12 protein-coding genes are annotated in these 14,159 nt (G+C 63.3%); 7 read left to right on the forward strand and 5 right to left on the reverse strand.

Features of this window, described 5'->3' with window-relative positions; genetic code table 11:
- Position 1: 1 nt before the first annotated feature.
- The 7 genes from kdpA to DRW48_RS08405 all read left to right on the forward strand — a co-directional run bounded on the left by kdpA (position 2) and on the right by DRW48_RS08405 (position 9,692).
- Positions 2 to 1,642 carry a potassium-transporting ATPase subunit KdpA gene (gene kdpA, locus DRW48_RS08375; RefSeq protein ID WP_241963211.1) on the forward strand — a complete coding sequence of 547 codons (1,641 nt, stop codon included), beginning with the start codon at positions 2 to 4 and terminating at the stop codon, positions 1,640 to 1,642.
- 227 nt (positions 1,643 to 1,869) lie between these two features.
- Positions 1,870 to 3,939, forward strand: a complete 2,070-nt coding sequence (kdpB, locus tag DRW48_RS08380; RefSeq protein ID WP_114076013.1) for a potassium-transporting ATPase subunit KdpB — start codon at positions 1,870 to 1,872, stop codon at positions 3,937 to 3,939.
- Between the two features lie 75 nt (positions 3,940 to 4,014).
- Positions 4,015 to 4,590, forward strand: a complete 576-nt coding sequence (gene kdpC, locus DRW48_RS08385; protein ID WP_114076014.1) for a potassium-transporting ATPase subunit KdpC — start codon at positions 4,015 to 4,017, stop codon at positions 4,588 to 4,590.
- Between the two features lie 106 nt (positions 4,591 to 4,696).
- On the forward strand, positions 4,697 to 7,354 hold the full coding sequence (locus tag DRW48_RS08390; RefSeq protein ID WP_114076015.1) for a sensor histidine kinase: 2,658 nt from the start codon (positions 4,697 to 4,699) through the stop codon (positions 7,352 to 7,354).
- On the forward strand, positions 7,351 to 8,046 hold the full coding sequence (locus DRW48_RS08395) for a response regulator transcription factor (protein WP_114076016.1): 696 nt from the start codon (positions 7,351 to 7,353) through the stop codon (positions 8,044 to 8,046). The genes DRW48_RS08390 and DRW48_RS08395 overlap by 4 nt, the downstream gene beginning before the upstream one ends.
- Positions 8,047 to 8,092: 46 nt before the next feature.
- Positions 8,093 to 8,545 carry a PTS sugar transporter subunit IIA gene (locus DRW48_RS08400; RefSeq protein ID WP_114076017.1) on the forward strand — a complete coding sequence of 151 codons (453 nt, stop codon included), beginning with the start codon at positions 8,093 to 8,095 and terminating at the stop codon, positions 8,543 to 8,545.
- A 169-nt stretch (positions 8,546 to 8,714) separates the two neighbouring features.
- Entirely contained in the window at positions 8,715 to 9,692 is a 978-nt protein-coding gene (locus DRW48_RS08405; RefSeq protein WP_114076018.1) for a LysR family transcriptional regulator, read from the forward strand.
- A 28-nt stretch (positions 9,693 to 9,720) separates the two neighbouring features.
- Here DRW48_RS08405 and DRW48_RS08410 read toward each other — a convergent pair whose 3' ends face one another.
- From DRW48_RS08410 to trbL, 5 genes are all read right to left on the reverse strand, one after another.
- Positions 9,721 to 9,942, reverse strand: a complete 222-nt coding sequence (locus DRW48_RS08410; RefSeq protein WP_114076019.1) for a DUF2274 domain-containing protein — start codon at positions 9,940 to 9,942, stop codon at positions 9,721 to 9,723.
- On the reverse strand, positions 9,939 to 11,063 hold the full coding sequence (locus DRW48_RS08415) for a TraB/TrbI/VirB10 family type IV secretion system protein (protein WP_199286205.1): 1,125 nt from the start codon (positions 11,061 to 11,063) through the stop codon (positions 9,939 to 9,941). Before DRW48_RS08415 ends, DRW48_RS08410 begins: the two co-directional genes overlap by 4 nt.
- 68 nt (positions 11,064 to 11,131) lie before the next feature.
- Positions 11,132 to 12,115, reverse strand: a complete 984-nt coding sequence (gene trbG / locus DRW48_RS08420; RefSeq protein ID WP_114076021.1) for a P-type conjugative transfer protein TrbG — start codon at positions 12,113 to 12,115, stop codon at positions 11,132 to 11,134.
- On the reverse strand, positions 12,112 to 12,801 hold the full coding sequence (trbF, locus tag DRW48_RS08425; RefSeq protein WP_010395139.1) for a conjugal transfer protein TrbF: 690 nt from the start codon (positions 12,799 to 12,801) through the stop codon (positions 12,112 to 12,114). The genes trbG and trbF overlap by 4 nt, the downstream gene beginning before the upstream one ends.
- Positions 12,798 to 14,156 (reverse strand): P-type conjugative transfer protein TrbL, encoded by a 1,359-nt coding sequence (trbL, locus tag DRW48_RS08430; RefSeq protein WP_114076022.1) that lies wholly within the window; start codon positions 14,154 to 14,156, stop codon positions 12,798 to 12,800. The genes trbF and trbL overlap by 4 nt, the downstream gene beginning before the upstream one ends.
- Between the last annotated feature and the right edge of the window lie 3 nt (positions 14,157 to 14,159).

Consider the following 14,159-nt stretch of genomic DNA (forward strand, 5'->3'; position numbering starts at 1 on the left):
GGTGAAGCCGCTCGGCGGCTACATCACGCGTGTCATGAACGGCGAGAGGACCTTCCTTTCGCCGGTTCTGGGACCCGTGGAACGCGGCCTCTATGGCATGGCCGGAACCAGTGAGAAGGAAGAGCAGCACTGGACGACCTATCTGGGCGCCATGCTGCTGTTCAACCTGGCCGGTTTCGCACTGCTTTATCTCTTGCAGCGCATCCAGGGCGGTTTGCCCTTCAATCCAGCCGGAATGGGCGCTGTAAGCGCGGATTCGTCGTTCAACACGGCGGTCAGCTTCATGACCAACACCAACTGGCAGGGCTATGGCGGCGAAACCACCATGAGCTATCTGACACAGATGGCCGGCATCACGGTGCAGAACTTCGTGTCGGCGGCTGTGGGCGTGGCCGGGGCCATGGCGATCATTCGCGGCTTCTCTCGCGCGTCCGCCAAGACCGTCGGCAATTTCTGGGTCGATCTGACGCGGGCGACGCTCTACATCCTGATGCCGATCTGCATCGTCGGCAGCCTGGTGCTGGTGTGGCAAGGCGTTCCGCAGAACCTGAACCCCTACACCGTCGCCACGACGGTTGAAGGCGCTCAGCAGACTATCGCGCAGGGCCCTGTCGCTTCGCAGATGATCATCAAGCATCTGGGAACGAATGGCGGCGGCTTCTTCAACGCCAACTCTTCCCATCCGTTCGAGAATCCGACGGCACTGACTAACTTGATCCACATTCTGGCGATCTACTCGATCTCCTTTGCGATGCTGAACGTGTTCGGCCGTATGATCGGTAACCAGAAGCAGGGTTGGGCACTGCTTGGCGCGGTCCTCAGCATCGTTGTCGCCGGCATCAGCGTCATCTATTGGGCTGAATCCGCTGGAAACCCGCTGCTCCATGCGCTCGGCCTCGAGGGCGGCAACATGGAAGGCAAGGAGACGCGGTTCGGCATTGCGCTTTCCTCGCTCTTCGCCGTCGTAACGACGTCGGCCTCGACGGGCGCCGTCAACACTATGCATGACAGCCTCATGCCGCTTGGCGGCCTTGTGCCCCTGTTCAACATGCAGATCCCGCCGCTCGGTGGCATCGGCGCCGGTGTCTACGGCACCTTGATCTTCGCGATCCTCGCCGTCTTCATCGCCGGTCTGATGGTCGGTCGCACGCCGGAATATATCGGCAAGAAGATCGAGGCCAAGGAAGTGAAGATGAGCATCCTCGCGATGCTTGGACCGTCGCTCGCCATCTTGGCCCTGACCGCGATCGCCGTCGTTCTTCCTGTTGGCTTGTCCAGCATCCAGGACGCTGGCCCGCATGGATTGAGCGAGGTGTTGTACGCCTTCACGTCCGGCGCCAACAACAACGGCAGCGCCTTTGCCGGTCTGAGCGCGAATACGCCCTTCTACAACATCACTATCGGTCTCGCGATGCTGATGGGGCGCTTCCTGCTCATCGTGCCGGTCCTGGCGATCGCGGGCTCGCTCGCGGCCAAGAAGAGCGTGCCGGCATCGACGGGAACACTGCCCACGACGGGACCGCTGTTCATCGGCCTTGTCGTTGGCGTGACGCTGATCGTCGGCGGCCTGACGTTCTTCCCGGTCCTGGCGCTGGGTCCGATCGTCGAGCACTTCGCCATGCTGGCGGGCCAGACGTTCTGAGGATCGCGATGACGGCCAAATGGCTGAGATCGATCCGATTTGTCGTGAACCCTCGCTCCTGGTTTCAGAAGCGAGGGGCGGCCAGACCGCCCAGGGCATCGACGATCATTCTCGGCATGACACTGACTTTGGGGGGCGTGGTGCTCCTCGCCAAACTTATCACTGAATTGCTCGCGGCGGCGTGACCGAGTGGTTGGCCCCCAAGAACAAACTCGCTGGAGTTTCTTATGAACCAGTCCAAATCCGCGAGCATGCTGGACGCTCGCATACTTGTACCGGCCATTGGCGATGCCTTCCGGAAACTGAATCCGAAGAGCCTCGCCAAAAACCCCGTAATGTTCGTCGTCGCGGTCGTCTCGGTGCTGACGACGGTGCTGCTGTTGAAGGACATCGCGACCGGGGCCGAAAATGTCGGCTTCTCGCTGCAGATCGTGCTGTGGCTCTGGTTCACAGTGCTTTTCGCCAACTTTGCCGAAGCCGTCGCCGAAGGGCGCGGCAAGGCGCAGGCGGAATCGCTTCGGCGCACGCGCAGCGAGACCCAGGCCAAGCTGCTTTCGAACGGCGGCTCCGACTACAAAATGGTGCCCGGGGCCACGCTGAAGGTTGGTGACGTTGTTCTCGTCGAGCCCGGCGACATCATCCCCTCTGACGGCGAAGTCATCGAGGGCGTCGCGTCGGTGAACGAAGCGGCTATCACCGGCGAATCGGCCCCTGTCATCCGCGAGTCTGGTGGCGACCGCTCCGCCGTCACTGGCGGCACGCAAGTGCTCTCCGACTGGATCAAGGTCCGGATCACGGCCGCGGCTGGCTCGACCTTCATCGACAAGATGATCGCTCTCGTTGAAGGCGCCGAGCGCCAGAAAACGCCGAACGAAATCGCGCTCAATATCCTGCTTGCGGGCATGACGCTGATCTTCGTTCTGGCGGTCGTGACCATTCCGAGCTTCGCGACCTATGCGGGCGGGTATGTTCCCATCATCGTTCTGGTCGCCCTGTTCGTCACGCTGATTCCGACCACCATTGGCGCACTGCTCTCGGCCATCGGCATTGCCGGTATGGACCGGCTGGTCCGCTTCAATGTTCTGGCCATGTCCGGCCGTGCCGTTGAAGCCGCTGGCGACGTCGACACGCTGCTGCTCGACAAGACCGGCACGATCACGCTCGGCAACCGTCAGGCGAGCGAGTTCCGGCCGATCCGGGGCGTCACCGAAAAGGAACTCGCCGATGCAGCGCAGCTTGCTTCGCTGGCCGACGAGACCCCCGAAGGCCGCTCGATCGTAGTGCTCGCCAAGGAAAAATACGGCATCCGCGCGCGCGACATGGCGAGCCTCAACGCCACCTTCGTCCCCTTCACGGCGCAGACCCGGATGAGCGGCGTCGACCTGGACGGTTCGACCATCCGCAAGGGCGCGGTCGATGCGGTTCTGAAGCACGTGGATCTCTCCACGGTCGCGACCGGCAGCCCGCGCGCGTCCGCCGAAAGCGTTCGTGAGCTTCAGGGCATCGCCGACCAGATCGCCAAGGCAGGCGGCACGCCGCTCGCCGTGGTGAAGGATGGCCGCCTGCTCGGCGTCATCTACCTCAAGGACATCGTCAAGGGCGGCATCAAGGAACGGTTCGCCGAGCTGCGCCGCATGGGTATCCGCACGGTGATGATCACCGGCGACAACCCGATGACCGCGGCGGCCATCGCCGCCGAAGCTGGCGTCGATGACTTCCTGGCGCAGGCGACGCCGGAGAACAAGCTGGCGCTGATCCGTGAGGAGCAGGCCAAGGGCAAGCTGGTCGCCATGTGTGGTGACGGCACCAATGACGCCCCGGCGCTCGCCCAGGCGGATGTCGGCGTCGCCATGAACACCGGCACGGTCGCCGCCCGCGAGGCCGGCAACATGGTGGATCTCGACAGCGACCCGACCAAGCTGATCGAGATCGTGGAAATCGGCAAGCAGTTGCTGATGACGCGCGGCGCGCTGACGACGTTCTCGATCGCCAACGATATCGCGAAGTATTTCGCGATCATCCCGGCGATGTTCCTCGTCTTCTATCCGCAGCTCGGCGCGCTCAACATCATGGGCCTCGCTTCGCCCGAGAGCGCGATCCTGTCGGCGATCATCTTCAACGCCCTCATCATCGTGGCGCTGATCCCGCTGTCGCTGAAAGGCGTCAAGTATCGCGCCATCGGAGCGGGTTCGCTGTTGTCCCGTAACCTCCTGATCTACGGCCTGGGCGGCATTCTCGTGCCCTTCGCCGGCATCAAACTCATCGACATGGCGATCACCGCCGTCGGTCTCGCCTAAGGCGGGACCGACGACCACGAAATCATTCCGCGTCCTTGCTGTTGTTCAGCGGCGGATCATTCGGGACAAACAAAGATGCTTAAGCAAATCCGACCTGCGATTTTCATGATCGTAGCCTTCACCATCATCACCGGGCTTCTCTATCCGCTCGGTATCACCGGGATCGCGCAAGCGATCCTTCCCTTCCAGGCCAATGGCAGCCTGATCGAGCGCAACGGCACGGTCGTCGGCTCCGAGCTGATCGGCCAGCGGTTCACCGGCGAGCGTTACTTCCACCCCCGCCCGTCGGCGGCCGGCTCCGACGGCTATGACGCGGGCGCTTCGGGTGGCTCCAACCTTGGCCCTACCAGCCAGGCGCTTCGCGACCGCGTCGCCGCCGATACAGAGGCTCTGCGCGCGGCGAACGGTGGCGATGCGACCGTTCCGATGAACCTCGTGACCGCCTCGGGCAGCGGACTTGACCCGCACATCACGCCCGAAGCCGCCTACTTCCAGGTGGGGCGTGTCGCCAAAGCGCGCGGTATCGACGAGGCTGTGGTGCGCGCATTGGTCGATCAGTATGTCGAGCCGCGCATGCTCGGCTTCATGGGTGAGCCCGTGGTCAACGTTCTCAAGCTAAACCTGGCGCTCGACGACGCCAATAGAAGCTGAATGAAGCTGTCAGGACGGCTATAATAGCCGTCCTGAACGTTGATCCGGAGTCAACCGAGTGTCTGACGACTCAATACGAGAGCAGAGCCGGCCATCGCCTGATGCATTGCTGGAAAGTGCGCAGCGGGAGACGCGGGGCCACCTCAAGATCTTTCTTGGGGCGGCGCCGGGTGTGGGCAAGACGTATGAGATGCTCATGTCGGGCCGGGCTCAGCGGGCCGATGGCGTCGACGTGGTCATCGGGGTGGTCGAGACCCACGGGCGGGCCGAGACCGAGGCTCTGGTCGACGGGTTCGAGATCGTTCCGCGCCGCACTGTGCCGTATCGAGGGCATGTGCTCGATGAGATGAATATCGACGCAATTCTGGCGCGCAAGCCGGCGCTGGTCCTGGTGGACGAGCTCGCCCATACCAACGCGCCGGGCAGTCGCCATCCGAAGCGCTATCTCGATGTCGAGGAACTGCTCGCCAACGGCATAGACGTCTACAGCACCCTTAACATTCAGCACGTCGAAAGCCTCAACGACGTGGTAGCGCAGATCACACGGATCCGGGTGCGCGAGACCGTTCCGGATTCGATCATTGACCGCGCCGACGATATCGAAATCATCGACATCACGCCGGGCGACCTGATCAAGCGCTTGAACGAGGGCAAGGTCTATCTGCCCAAAACAGCCAAGCGCGCGACGCAGAATTATTTTTCGCCCAGCAACCTGACAGCCCTTCGTGAGTTGGCGCTGCGGCGCACAGCGCAGCGGGTCGATGACCAGTTGGTCACGCATATGCAGGCGCATGCCATCGCCGGCCCCTGGTCGGCCGGCGAGCGCGTCCTGGTGTGCATCAACGAACGGCCCGGAGCGATGGCGCTTGTCCGCTACGGCCGCCGTCAGGCCGACCGGCTTCGTGCGCCATGGGCCGCGGTTCACGTCGAGACGAGCAAGGATGGCCGACTCTCAGAGCAGCAGAAGGACAAGATCGCCAGTGCATTGCGTCTTGCCGAGCAGCTCGGCGCCGAGGCTGTTACCCTGCCAGGCGAGAACGTTGCGCAAGAGATCCTGGCCTACGCATCGACCAACAACTATGCGCACGTCATCGTCGGCATGCCGACCTCGCCCAGGTGGCGGGAGATCTTCGCGGGCTCCGTTTCGCATGATCTGATCCGCGCCAAGACGGATGTGAGCGTGCATGTCATCTCGCCGGGCAACGGCGAGGAAACGCGATCTCCAGCGACAGTCAGCGCGCGGCCCAAACGACGAATCGACTTCGGCCACTATCTGTGGAGTTCGCTCTACGTCGCCATGGCGCTAGGCATCGGAACGGCGCTCTCGCGCTTTCTGGACGTCCGCAACATCGCCCTCGTCTTTCTGATGGCCGTGCTGGCCTCGGCTATGGGCGGCGGCCTCTGGCCGGCGCTGTTCGCTTCCGTATTGGGCGCGCTAGTCTTCAACTTCTTTTTCCTCGAACCGCGCTACACGCTGGATATCGGCGATCCCGAGAGCGTCGTCGCCTTCGCGTTCTTTCTCGGCGTTGCGGTGATCGCCAGCAATCTTGCCGGGCGTGTTCAACGCCAGGCTGTGACAGCACGTCAGCGGGCCAAAACGACCGAGGGCCTTTATCTGTTCAGCAAGAAGCTCGCCGGCGCCGGGACCTTGGGCGACGTTCTTTGGGCGACGGTCTATCAGATCGCCTCGATGCTTCAGGTCAGGGTCGTCGCTCTACTGCCGGAGAATGGCCGCATCGCGGTCCAGGCGGGTTTCCCGCCCGACGATACGCTCGATGACGCCGACATTGCGGCGGCCCAATGGGCCTGGGAGCATGACAAGCCTGCAGGGCGTGGAGCGGACACGCTGCCGGGTGCGAAGCGCCTCTACCTTCCCCTGAAAACCGGCAGGACACGGGTGGGCGTCATTGGTCTGGACAATGACAAGCAAGGGCCGGTTCTGACGCCCTTGGAACAGCGGCTGTTCGACTCACTGGCAGATCAGGCCGCTCTGGCGATCGAGCGCATCCAGCTGGTCGCCGATGTCGACAATGCGCGTCTGGCCGTCGAGGCGGACAAGCTGCGCTCCGCGCTTTTGACGTCACTATCGCATGACCTCAAGACGCCTTTGGCGTCGATCCTCGGATCTGCGGGAGCGCTCAGAGACTATTCGACATCCCTGACCGATTCCGGTCGGGTCGAGTTGCTGACGACAATTGTCGAAGAGGCCGAGCGGCTGAACCGGTTCATCGCGAACCTTCTCGACATGACACGGCTGGAATCCGGCGCTGCGGCGGTGTCGCTGACGCCGCTGTTCATCGGCGACAGCGTCGGCAGCGCCCTGCGCCGTGCCGAGAAGATATTGACTCTCCACAGGGTAGACCTTGCAGTGCCGCCCGATCTGCCGATGGTTCGGCTCGATCCGGTCCTGTTCGAACAGGTGCTGTTCAATCTGCTCGACAATGCCCGCAAATACGCACCGTCAGGGTCGCGGATCGCGCTTCGGGCGTGGGCGGACGAGAGCCACGTCACATTGCAGGTCGTCGATGAAGGGCCCGGCATTCCGCCCGACGATCTCACCAGGATTTTCGACAGTTTCTATCGCGTCCGGAAGAAGGACCACGTCCAGGCTGGAACCGGGCTTGGACTTTCCATCTGCAAGGGATTTGTCGAGGCGATGGGCGGAACGATTTTCGCGACCAACCGGGCCGACAGACCCGGCGCCATTTTCACGCTGCGGTTTCCGATCGGACCGGAGCCCTCGACTTTGGAAGGAAGGATATGAGTACGTCCGTAGTCAAGATTCTCGTCGTCGATGACGAACCGCCGATCAGGAAGCTCCTGCGTGTCGGGCTGACAGCAGAGGGCTATGCCATGGTCGAGGCTGCAAACGGCGAGGAGGCCGTCGCGCTCCTCACAGAGGAGAAGCCCGATCTCATTCTGCTCGATCTTGGGCTGCCCGATATCTCCGGCCATGAGCTGCTCGAAAGGTGGCGGGCCGAGCTTGTCGAGCTGCCGATCGTGATCCTCTCCAGCCGGACCGATGAAACGGGCATCGTCAAGGCGCTGGAACTGGGCGCCGACGATTATCTGACCAAACCATTCGGGATGCGCGAGCTAGCGGCGCGCATTCGGGTGGCGCTCAGGCACAAGCTCCAGCAGCAGGGCGAACGCCCGATATTCCAGGTCGGCGATCTCTCGGTCGACCTGGTGAAGCGGATCGTCAAGGTCGCAGACAAGGAGGTGAAGCTCTCACCCAAGGAATATGAAATCCTGCGCGTTCTCGTGCAGCACGCGGGCAAGGTCATTACGCACCAGCACATCCTCCAGCATGTGTGGGGCGGCGCGACCGATGTCCAATATCTGCGGGTCTATGTCCGCCAGTTGCGGCAGAAGATCGAGGCCACGCCCGATCAACCGCAATATATCCTGACTGAAACAGGTGTCGGTTACCGCCTCCGTGAGCCGGAGCAGTGACCGCGCGCGCTCGTCCACGGGCGGGCGACTTAACGTGAGTACTCTTATGAACCTGTCATCTGCAATTGCACCAGAGGACGTGATCCTTGATCTATCCATCTCGACAAAAGCCGTCCTGATCAAGAAGCTGGCCGCGCATGCGGCCGCCCGCACGGGGCTGACCGAGGAAGCGATCCACACAGCTTTGCTGGGCCGCGAACGTCTGGGTTCGACCGGCATCGGTCATGGCGTCGCCATGCCTCATGCACCGGTCCCCGGGCTGCAGACATCCTTTGCGGCGCTGATGGTGCTGAAGAAGCCAATCGATTTCGAGTCGGTGGACGACCTTCCCGTCGATGTTGTCTTTCTGCTGCTGTCGTCCCCCGAAGGCAGCAACGAATACCTGAAGATTCTCGCGGCGGTCGCCCGTCGGACGCGCGATGAGCAGGTCATGAAAATGCTGCGCGGCGCTAAGACCGCGCCTGCCGCGTATTCGGTCCTGGTAGAACAGCCGGTATGAGGAGGTTCCGACGGCCGGATCGACAAGAGGTCGTCGAGGTCACCGGCGTCGCCCGAACGGCGGTGCCGGGGCTGACCGTGGTCGTCTTTTCCAAATGGGATTGTTGCCCAAGGCCGTTGGTCCTGAGGCATTTATCGCTTCCTCCGCCGATTGATTGAAGGGCGACCGGATGGAGGAGGAAAACCAGGACTCAGAGGGGCCTTCTTTTCCTCCCGTGTCCACGAAGATCCCGTTTGACCTGAGTTCGCTTCAGTATGTCGTGGCGGCGGCGGACTATCGCAGCTTTCGGCGCGCTGCGGAGGCGTTGGGGCAATATCCGGCGACGGTGAGCCGGGGCGTGCAACGCATTGAGGATGTGGTGGGCGTTTCTTTCTTCGAGCGATGCCCCTCCGGGATTCGCCTGACGCATGCCGGAGAGCAATTTGTCGCCGCCGTCCGTCCAGCGATTGAGCAGATCATGCGAGCGACCCAAACCGCCGGCGCGGCGGGCCGCGGCGAAAACGGAAGCCTTAGCATCGGCGTTCTGACGTCGCTTGCGGGCGGGTTTCTGAGGGAGCTCATCGAACAATATGCCTTGTTGCACCCGGAGGTATCCATCGAGATCAGGGATGGAGGAAGGGCCGAACACATAGCCGCACTGCGGTCCCGGCAACTGGATATCGCTTTCTTTACCGGGAATGGCGCGATCGCCGATTGTGAAACCGCCGAGCTCTGGCAAGAGCGGGTGCATGTTGCCTTCTCGGCGGATCATCATCTAGCCGAGCGTGAATCGATTGAATGGTCGTGGCTCCGCGACCAGAAATTCCTGGCGACGAAATGCGCGCCCGGACTTGAGGTCCACGATTACATCGTTCGTCGGTTGGCGGATTACAGCAACTATCCCGCCATCAAAATCATGCCATGCAACCAGGAGACCTTGATGAACATGGTCGCTATCGGCAGAGGCATAACTGTGGTGTCGGCCGGCTGGAGCTTTGTTTCCGTCCCCCGGCTCGTACTGCGACCTCTGGTCGAGGACGAAGACATAGTCCCGTTCAGCGCAGTCTGGGCGCCTGGCCGGGATAACCCGTCACTTCGACGTTTTCTTTCGCTAGCCTCGAAACTAGCGTCCAAAGACTCTGGAGAGCGCCTGAGGCGGCTTATCTGATCTTGCCGGATCGGGGTCCGGGTCGCGATCACTCGCGATGTCGGCGCGCTTTGGCGAACCCCCGGTCCGTCGCCATAAACCGCTCAAGCATCGGAACAATGAGCTTTTTGGGGTCGATGACGGGTTGGCCGGATTCACGGCCAAGCGCGTCCGCATAGGCACTGAGGTCGCGGTGAAGAGCGCCGGGGAGATCCAGGGTTATCTTCACTGGCTTGTCCTCGGCGATCGGGCCGAGCTTCAGTTTGGTCATTGCGCTGCTCCATAGGGTTCGAGCACCAGGTCGCGGGTGACGATCACGCGGACCGGGAATCCCGGCCGGATTGTCAGGGTGGGCGCGACCTGCAACTGGCGGCGGATGATCTGCTGGCCAGCGTCATTGATGGTGTCCTGGGCGCCGTCGCGAATGGCGCGGATCAGACGGTCCTCATCGTCGACGGCGATCTCGGCGCCCACGGCGAGAAGGGTCGACAACCCGGCGGCTTTCGCAAGGTCCCACCAATGGTAGTCGACGCCGTCCTCAAGGCCGGCATAACCTTGCGTGTCGGCGCCGGGCTGGCGTTCCAGGACGATAGAGCGCCCGTTCGGCAAGATCAGCCGGTTCCAGACCAAGAGCACGCGGCGCTGTCCGAAACCGACATCGTTGCTGTATTCGCCGATGATACGGGTGCCCTGGGGGACGAGCAGGATGCGGCCGGTGGGACTGTCATAGATGTGCTCGGTCACCTGCGCGGTGATCTGGCCGGGAAGGTCGGAGCGGATGCCGGTTATGAGGGCGGCGGATATCACCGCGCCGGCCTGAAGCACATAGGGCGATGCCGGGGCCATGACGCGATCTGGCGAGACCGTGCGCCGATCGACAGCAGCGTTCAGGAAAGCGCTCTGCCGCTCCTGGGCTGTTGGTGTTCCCATCTGACCCGGCAGGCCGAGGCCCGCCAGCGACGGACTGCTCATGGCTGGGGTTGCAGGCGGTGCGCCTGTTCCAGGTCCTGTTTGGAAGAACACCCGGCTCGTTCGGGCTGCTTCCTCCTCGGCGAGACGGCGTTGCTCCTCGGGATCGACCTGGGGTGTCGCCATTGCTGGCGGCACGACGGGCTGGCCGCGGTTCTGGGCGTCGAGGATCGGACCGCCGAGATCGCCTGGCAAAGGTGGGCCGAGGACCGGTCCGGTATAGTCGCGCGGCAGTCCCGCAAGACCATCGGCAGTGGTTCTGTTCTCCGTGGAATAGAGCTCCTCGTTGCCCGGCCCGCCTTGGCGCGTCTGCAACGCATAAATCAGCGCGCTGCCGATGCCGATGCTGGCGATGAGGCCGACACCAGCCAATACCTTGCGGGACAGCCGGGTGACGCGCGGAGGCTCAGCGCGCAGCCGCATGGTCGAGGTTGACGCGACAGTGGGACCGGCGGGCGCCAGGCCGTCATCGCGGTTATCTTCCTTGTTGCTCATGACGCTGGCCTCCCGTCGGTGCGGACAATCCTGACGGTTTGCTGGCGGTCGCCGCTGCCGAGTCTCAGCTCGGCCGCGCCGAAGAGGCGATCGACGATCAGGATGTGCTGGAAAATGCGGCTGTTGACGATTTGCGCTTCGCCATCGGAGCCAATGACGAACAGCGGCGGCATCTCGCCTTGGACGATGCCGCGCGGGAACTCGACATAGACCCGCCGCCCGTCATCATAGACCGACACGGGCCGCCAGGGCGGTGAATCACCGGTCAAGCCGTAGCGATAGTTGCGCGCCGAGGCGACGGGGATGACGGGGGTCGCCGGGACGCTCTGCCTCTGACCTGCGGACGGCTGCGGGTAGGCCCAAGCGACGGCGGGCATATAGGGCGCTTCCCCGGAGCGCAGTTCGATCATGTAAACCCGCCGATCGGTCGTGATGACGAGGTTGGTCGTGATGTCAGCGCGACTTGGTTTGACGAGGATATGGACGCGACGGGTCGCGCCGCTGCCGCTTTCGGTATCGCCGATGATCCATCGTGCCGTGTCGCCAGCGGCGATGGGGCCGGCTCCGGTCAGGCTCTCCCCTGGCTCCAGCGCGATATTGGTGATTTGGCCGGGCGCGGCATAGACCTGATAGAGCGCGCCTTCGCTCCAGGGATAGATCTGGATCGAGTTGAAATAGCCTTCGCGGCGAGGCTGAACGCGGGCGGCCGAGTTGGCGTTCTGGACGCGCCCCTCCGGGGTGTTGGCGGCTGTCCCCCCTCTTGCCGGCGTCCATGCCGGAGGGACATGCAATGGCCTCGGCGGCGCGTCCGTGACGACTGCCGGCACGGCGGGCAGCGGCGGCACGTCCGAATCGTAACTGATTTGCGGCGGCCGATTGGTCGCGCAACCGGCAAGCACGGTCGCGGAAAGCAGAACGATCGCGAGGCCAGATCTGGAAAAACCCTGAAACGCGGATTTGCTCATCGGAGGGCGGCTCATTGGCTCATCTCCCGCGACCAGTTGATGGCATTGACATAGATGCCCAGAGGATTGGCGCGGAGGCGTTCTGCGTCGCGCGGCGTCTGGATGACGATGGTCAGGATGGCGGTCCAGCGTTCCGTTCGGGCGAGCTGGCCGTTTTCATAGTGACGCTCTGTCCAGGCGACACGGAAGCTATCGGGGGAAGCCCGGATCACACTTGAGACTTCTACGGCGACTTGCTGGCGGCCGACCCGTGTGAAGGGGTCGTTGGAGCGGGCGTAGTCGTTCAGCGCTGCGGCGCCGCGATCAGTGGTCCATTCATAAGCGCGAAGCCAGTTCTGGCGCACGATGATGGCGTCAGACGGAATCGCGCGGGTCTGTTCGATGAAGCGAGCAAGGTGGAAAGCGATCTGAGGGTCGTTGGGCCGATAGTCCGCGGAGGCTGGCGCGACGGTTTGCGCCTGGCCGAGATTATCGACCTGCACGACCCAAGGCACGACGGTCCCGCGAGCTGACTGCCAGACCAGGGCTGCGGCAAACCCCGCTGTGAGAATCAGGCTGCCGAACGCCATGTAGCGCCAGTTCTTCGCCTGCACGCGGGCCGAGCCGATGCGTTCGTCCCAGACCTGAGCAGCCTTCTGATAGGGCGTTTCAGGCTCGGGTGTCTTGCCATAGTGGGTTGCGGGTCGTTTGAAGAGGCTCATGAGCGATCACTTTCAGAAAGGTTGACGGAAGAGCCGCCGCCATGGCTGTCGCCGGAGCGCACGGCGTGACCGGCCGCTGAGACGCCGTGGCTGAGGGCCTGGCTGCGTTTCATGCGCTTCGCCCAGTCAGGGGCTCCATCTCGCGGGGGGCTGGCGGAAGCGGCGGCAGCGTCGGCGCCGCCGATGGTCCCCATGGTCGAGGACCCGCCGGTGGCTCCGAAACCGGCCTTCGCGCCGTCGGCGAAGCTGGACTTGACGCTTTCGCCAGCTTTCGTTGCGGCGCGCTTGAGCGGCGATGCGGCAGCCGAACCTGCTGCGCGTGCGACGCCTCCGAGGCCCGAGGCCACGCCCGACGCGCCAGTCTGACCAAGAGAACCGAGACTGTAGGCCGAAGATGCGGCGCCGGCAGCGGCAGCGCCACCACGCACGGCGGCGGCTCCACCGGATATGGCGGCGGCGCCGCCTTTGACGGCCAGACCCGCTGCACCACCTGCGGCCAGCGCCGCGCCGCCGACGGCAAGGCCCGTGCCCACAGCGGCGCCGGCGCCGAGCTGCGGACCGCCTGAGACGAGGCCGCTGGCGATGCCAGGACCGAAGATTCCCAGGCCGAGCAGCGAAAGCGCAGCGAGGACCACTGCCATGGCCTCGTCAATCGTAGGGGTCTCGCCGCCGAAGCCAGCGGTAAACTGGGAGAAGAGGGTCGATCCGATGCCGATGATGACGGCAAGCACCAGAACCTTGATGCCGGATGACACGACATTGCCCAGCACGCGTTCGGCCATGAAGGCGGTCTTGCCGAACAGCCCGAAGGGTATCAGCACAAAGCCCGCAAGCGTCGTCAGCTTGAACTCGATCAGCGTTACGAAGAGCTGCACGGCCAGGATGAAGAAGGCGAGAAGCACCAGAGCCCATGCGAACAGCAGGCAGGCGATCTGGATGAAGTTCTCGAAGAAGGCGATCCACCCCATCAGATCGGAAATGGATTCGAGCAATGGACGGGCGGCATCGAGGCCGGTCTGCGCCACCTTGCCGGGGCGCAAAAGATCCTGAACGGTGAAGCTGGTGCCCGAACCCTTCAGACCGAGGCCGGCGAAACTGTCGAAGACGATGTTCGCCAGATTGTTCCAGTTGCCGATGATGTAGGCGAAGACGCCGACGAAAAGTGTCTTCTTTACAAGGCGCGCGATGATGTCGTCGTCGGCTCCCCAGGACCAGAAGAGCGCGGCCAGCGTCACGTCGATGACGATGAGGGTTGTGGCGATGAAGGCGACCTCGCCGCCTAGCAGGCCGAAGCCGGAATCGATGTAGCGGGTGAAGGTGCCCAGGAATGTGTCGATGACGCCGGTGCCGCCCATGGA

This window comes from Paracoccus suum, assembly GCF_003324675.1.
GTDB classification, from domain to species: Bacteria; Pseudomonadota; Alphaproteobacteria; order Rhodobacterales; family Rhodobacteraceae; genus Paracoccus; species Paracoccus suum.

Coding starts and splice junctions, on each gene's coding strand:
- DRW48_RS08415 (WP_199286205.1), bottom strand. CDS start 11,063: ATGCGGCTGCGCGCTGAGCCTCCGCGCGTCACCCGGCTGTCCCGCAAG.
- DRW48_RS08400 (WP_114076017.1), top strand. CDS start 8,093: ATGAACCTGTCATCTGCAATTGCACCAGAGGACGTGATCCTTGATCTA.
- kdpB (WP_114076013.1), top strand. CDS start 1,870: ATGAACCAGTCCAAATCCGCGAGCATGCTGGACGCTCGCATACTTGTA.
- trbG (WP_114076021.1), bottom strand. CDS start 12,115: ATGAGCCGCCCTCCGATGAGCAAATCCGCGTTTCAGGGTTTTTCCAGA.
- kdpC (WP_114076014.1), top strand. CDS start 4,015: ATGCTTAAGCAAATCCGACCTGCGATTTTCATGATCGTAGCCTTCACC.
- DRW48_RS08405 (WP_114076018.1), top strand. CDS start 8,715: ATGGAGGAGGAAAACCAGGACTCAGAGGGGCCTTCTTTTCCTCCCGTG.
- DRW48_RS08410 (WP_114076019.1), bottom strand. CDS start 9,942: ATGACCAAACTGAAGCTCGGCCCGATCGCCGAGGACAAGCCAGTGAAG.
- DRW48_RS08395 (WP_114076016.1), top strand. CDS start 7,351: ATGAGTACGTCCGTAGTCAAGATTCTCGTCGTCGATGACGAACCGCCG.
- trbF (WP_010395139.1), bottom strand. CDS start 12,801: ATGAGCCTCTTCAAACGACCCGCAACCCACTATGGCAAGACACCCGAG.
- trbL (WP_114076022.1), bottom strand. CDS start 14,156: ATGGGCGGCACCGGCGTCATCGACACATTCCTGGGCACCTTCACCCGC.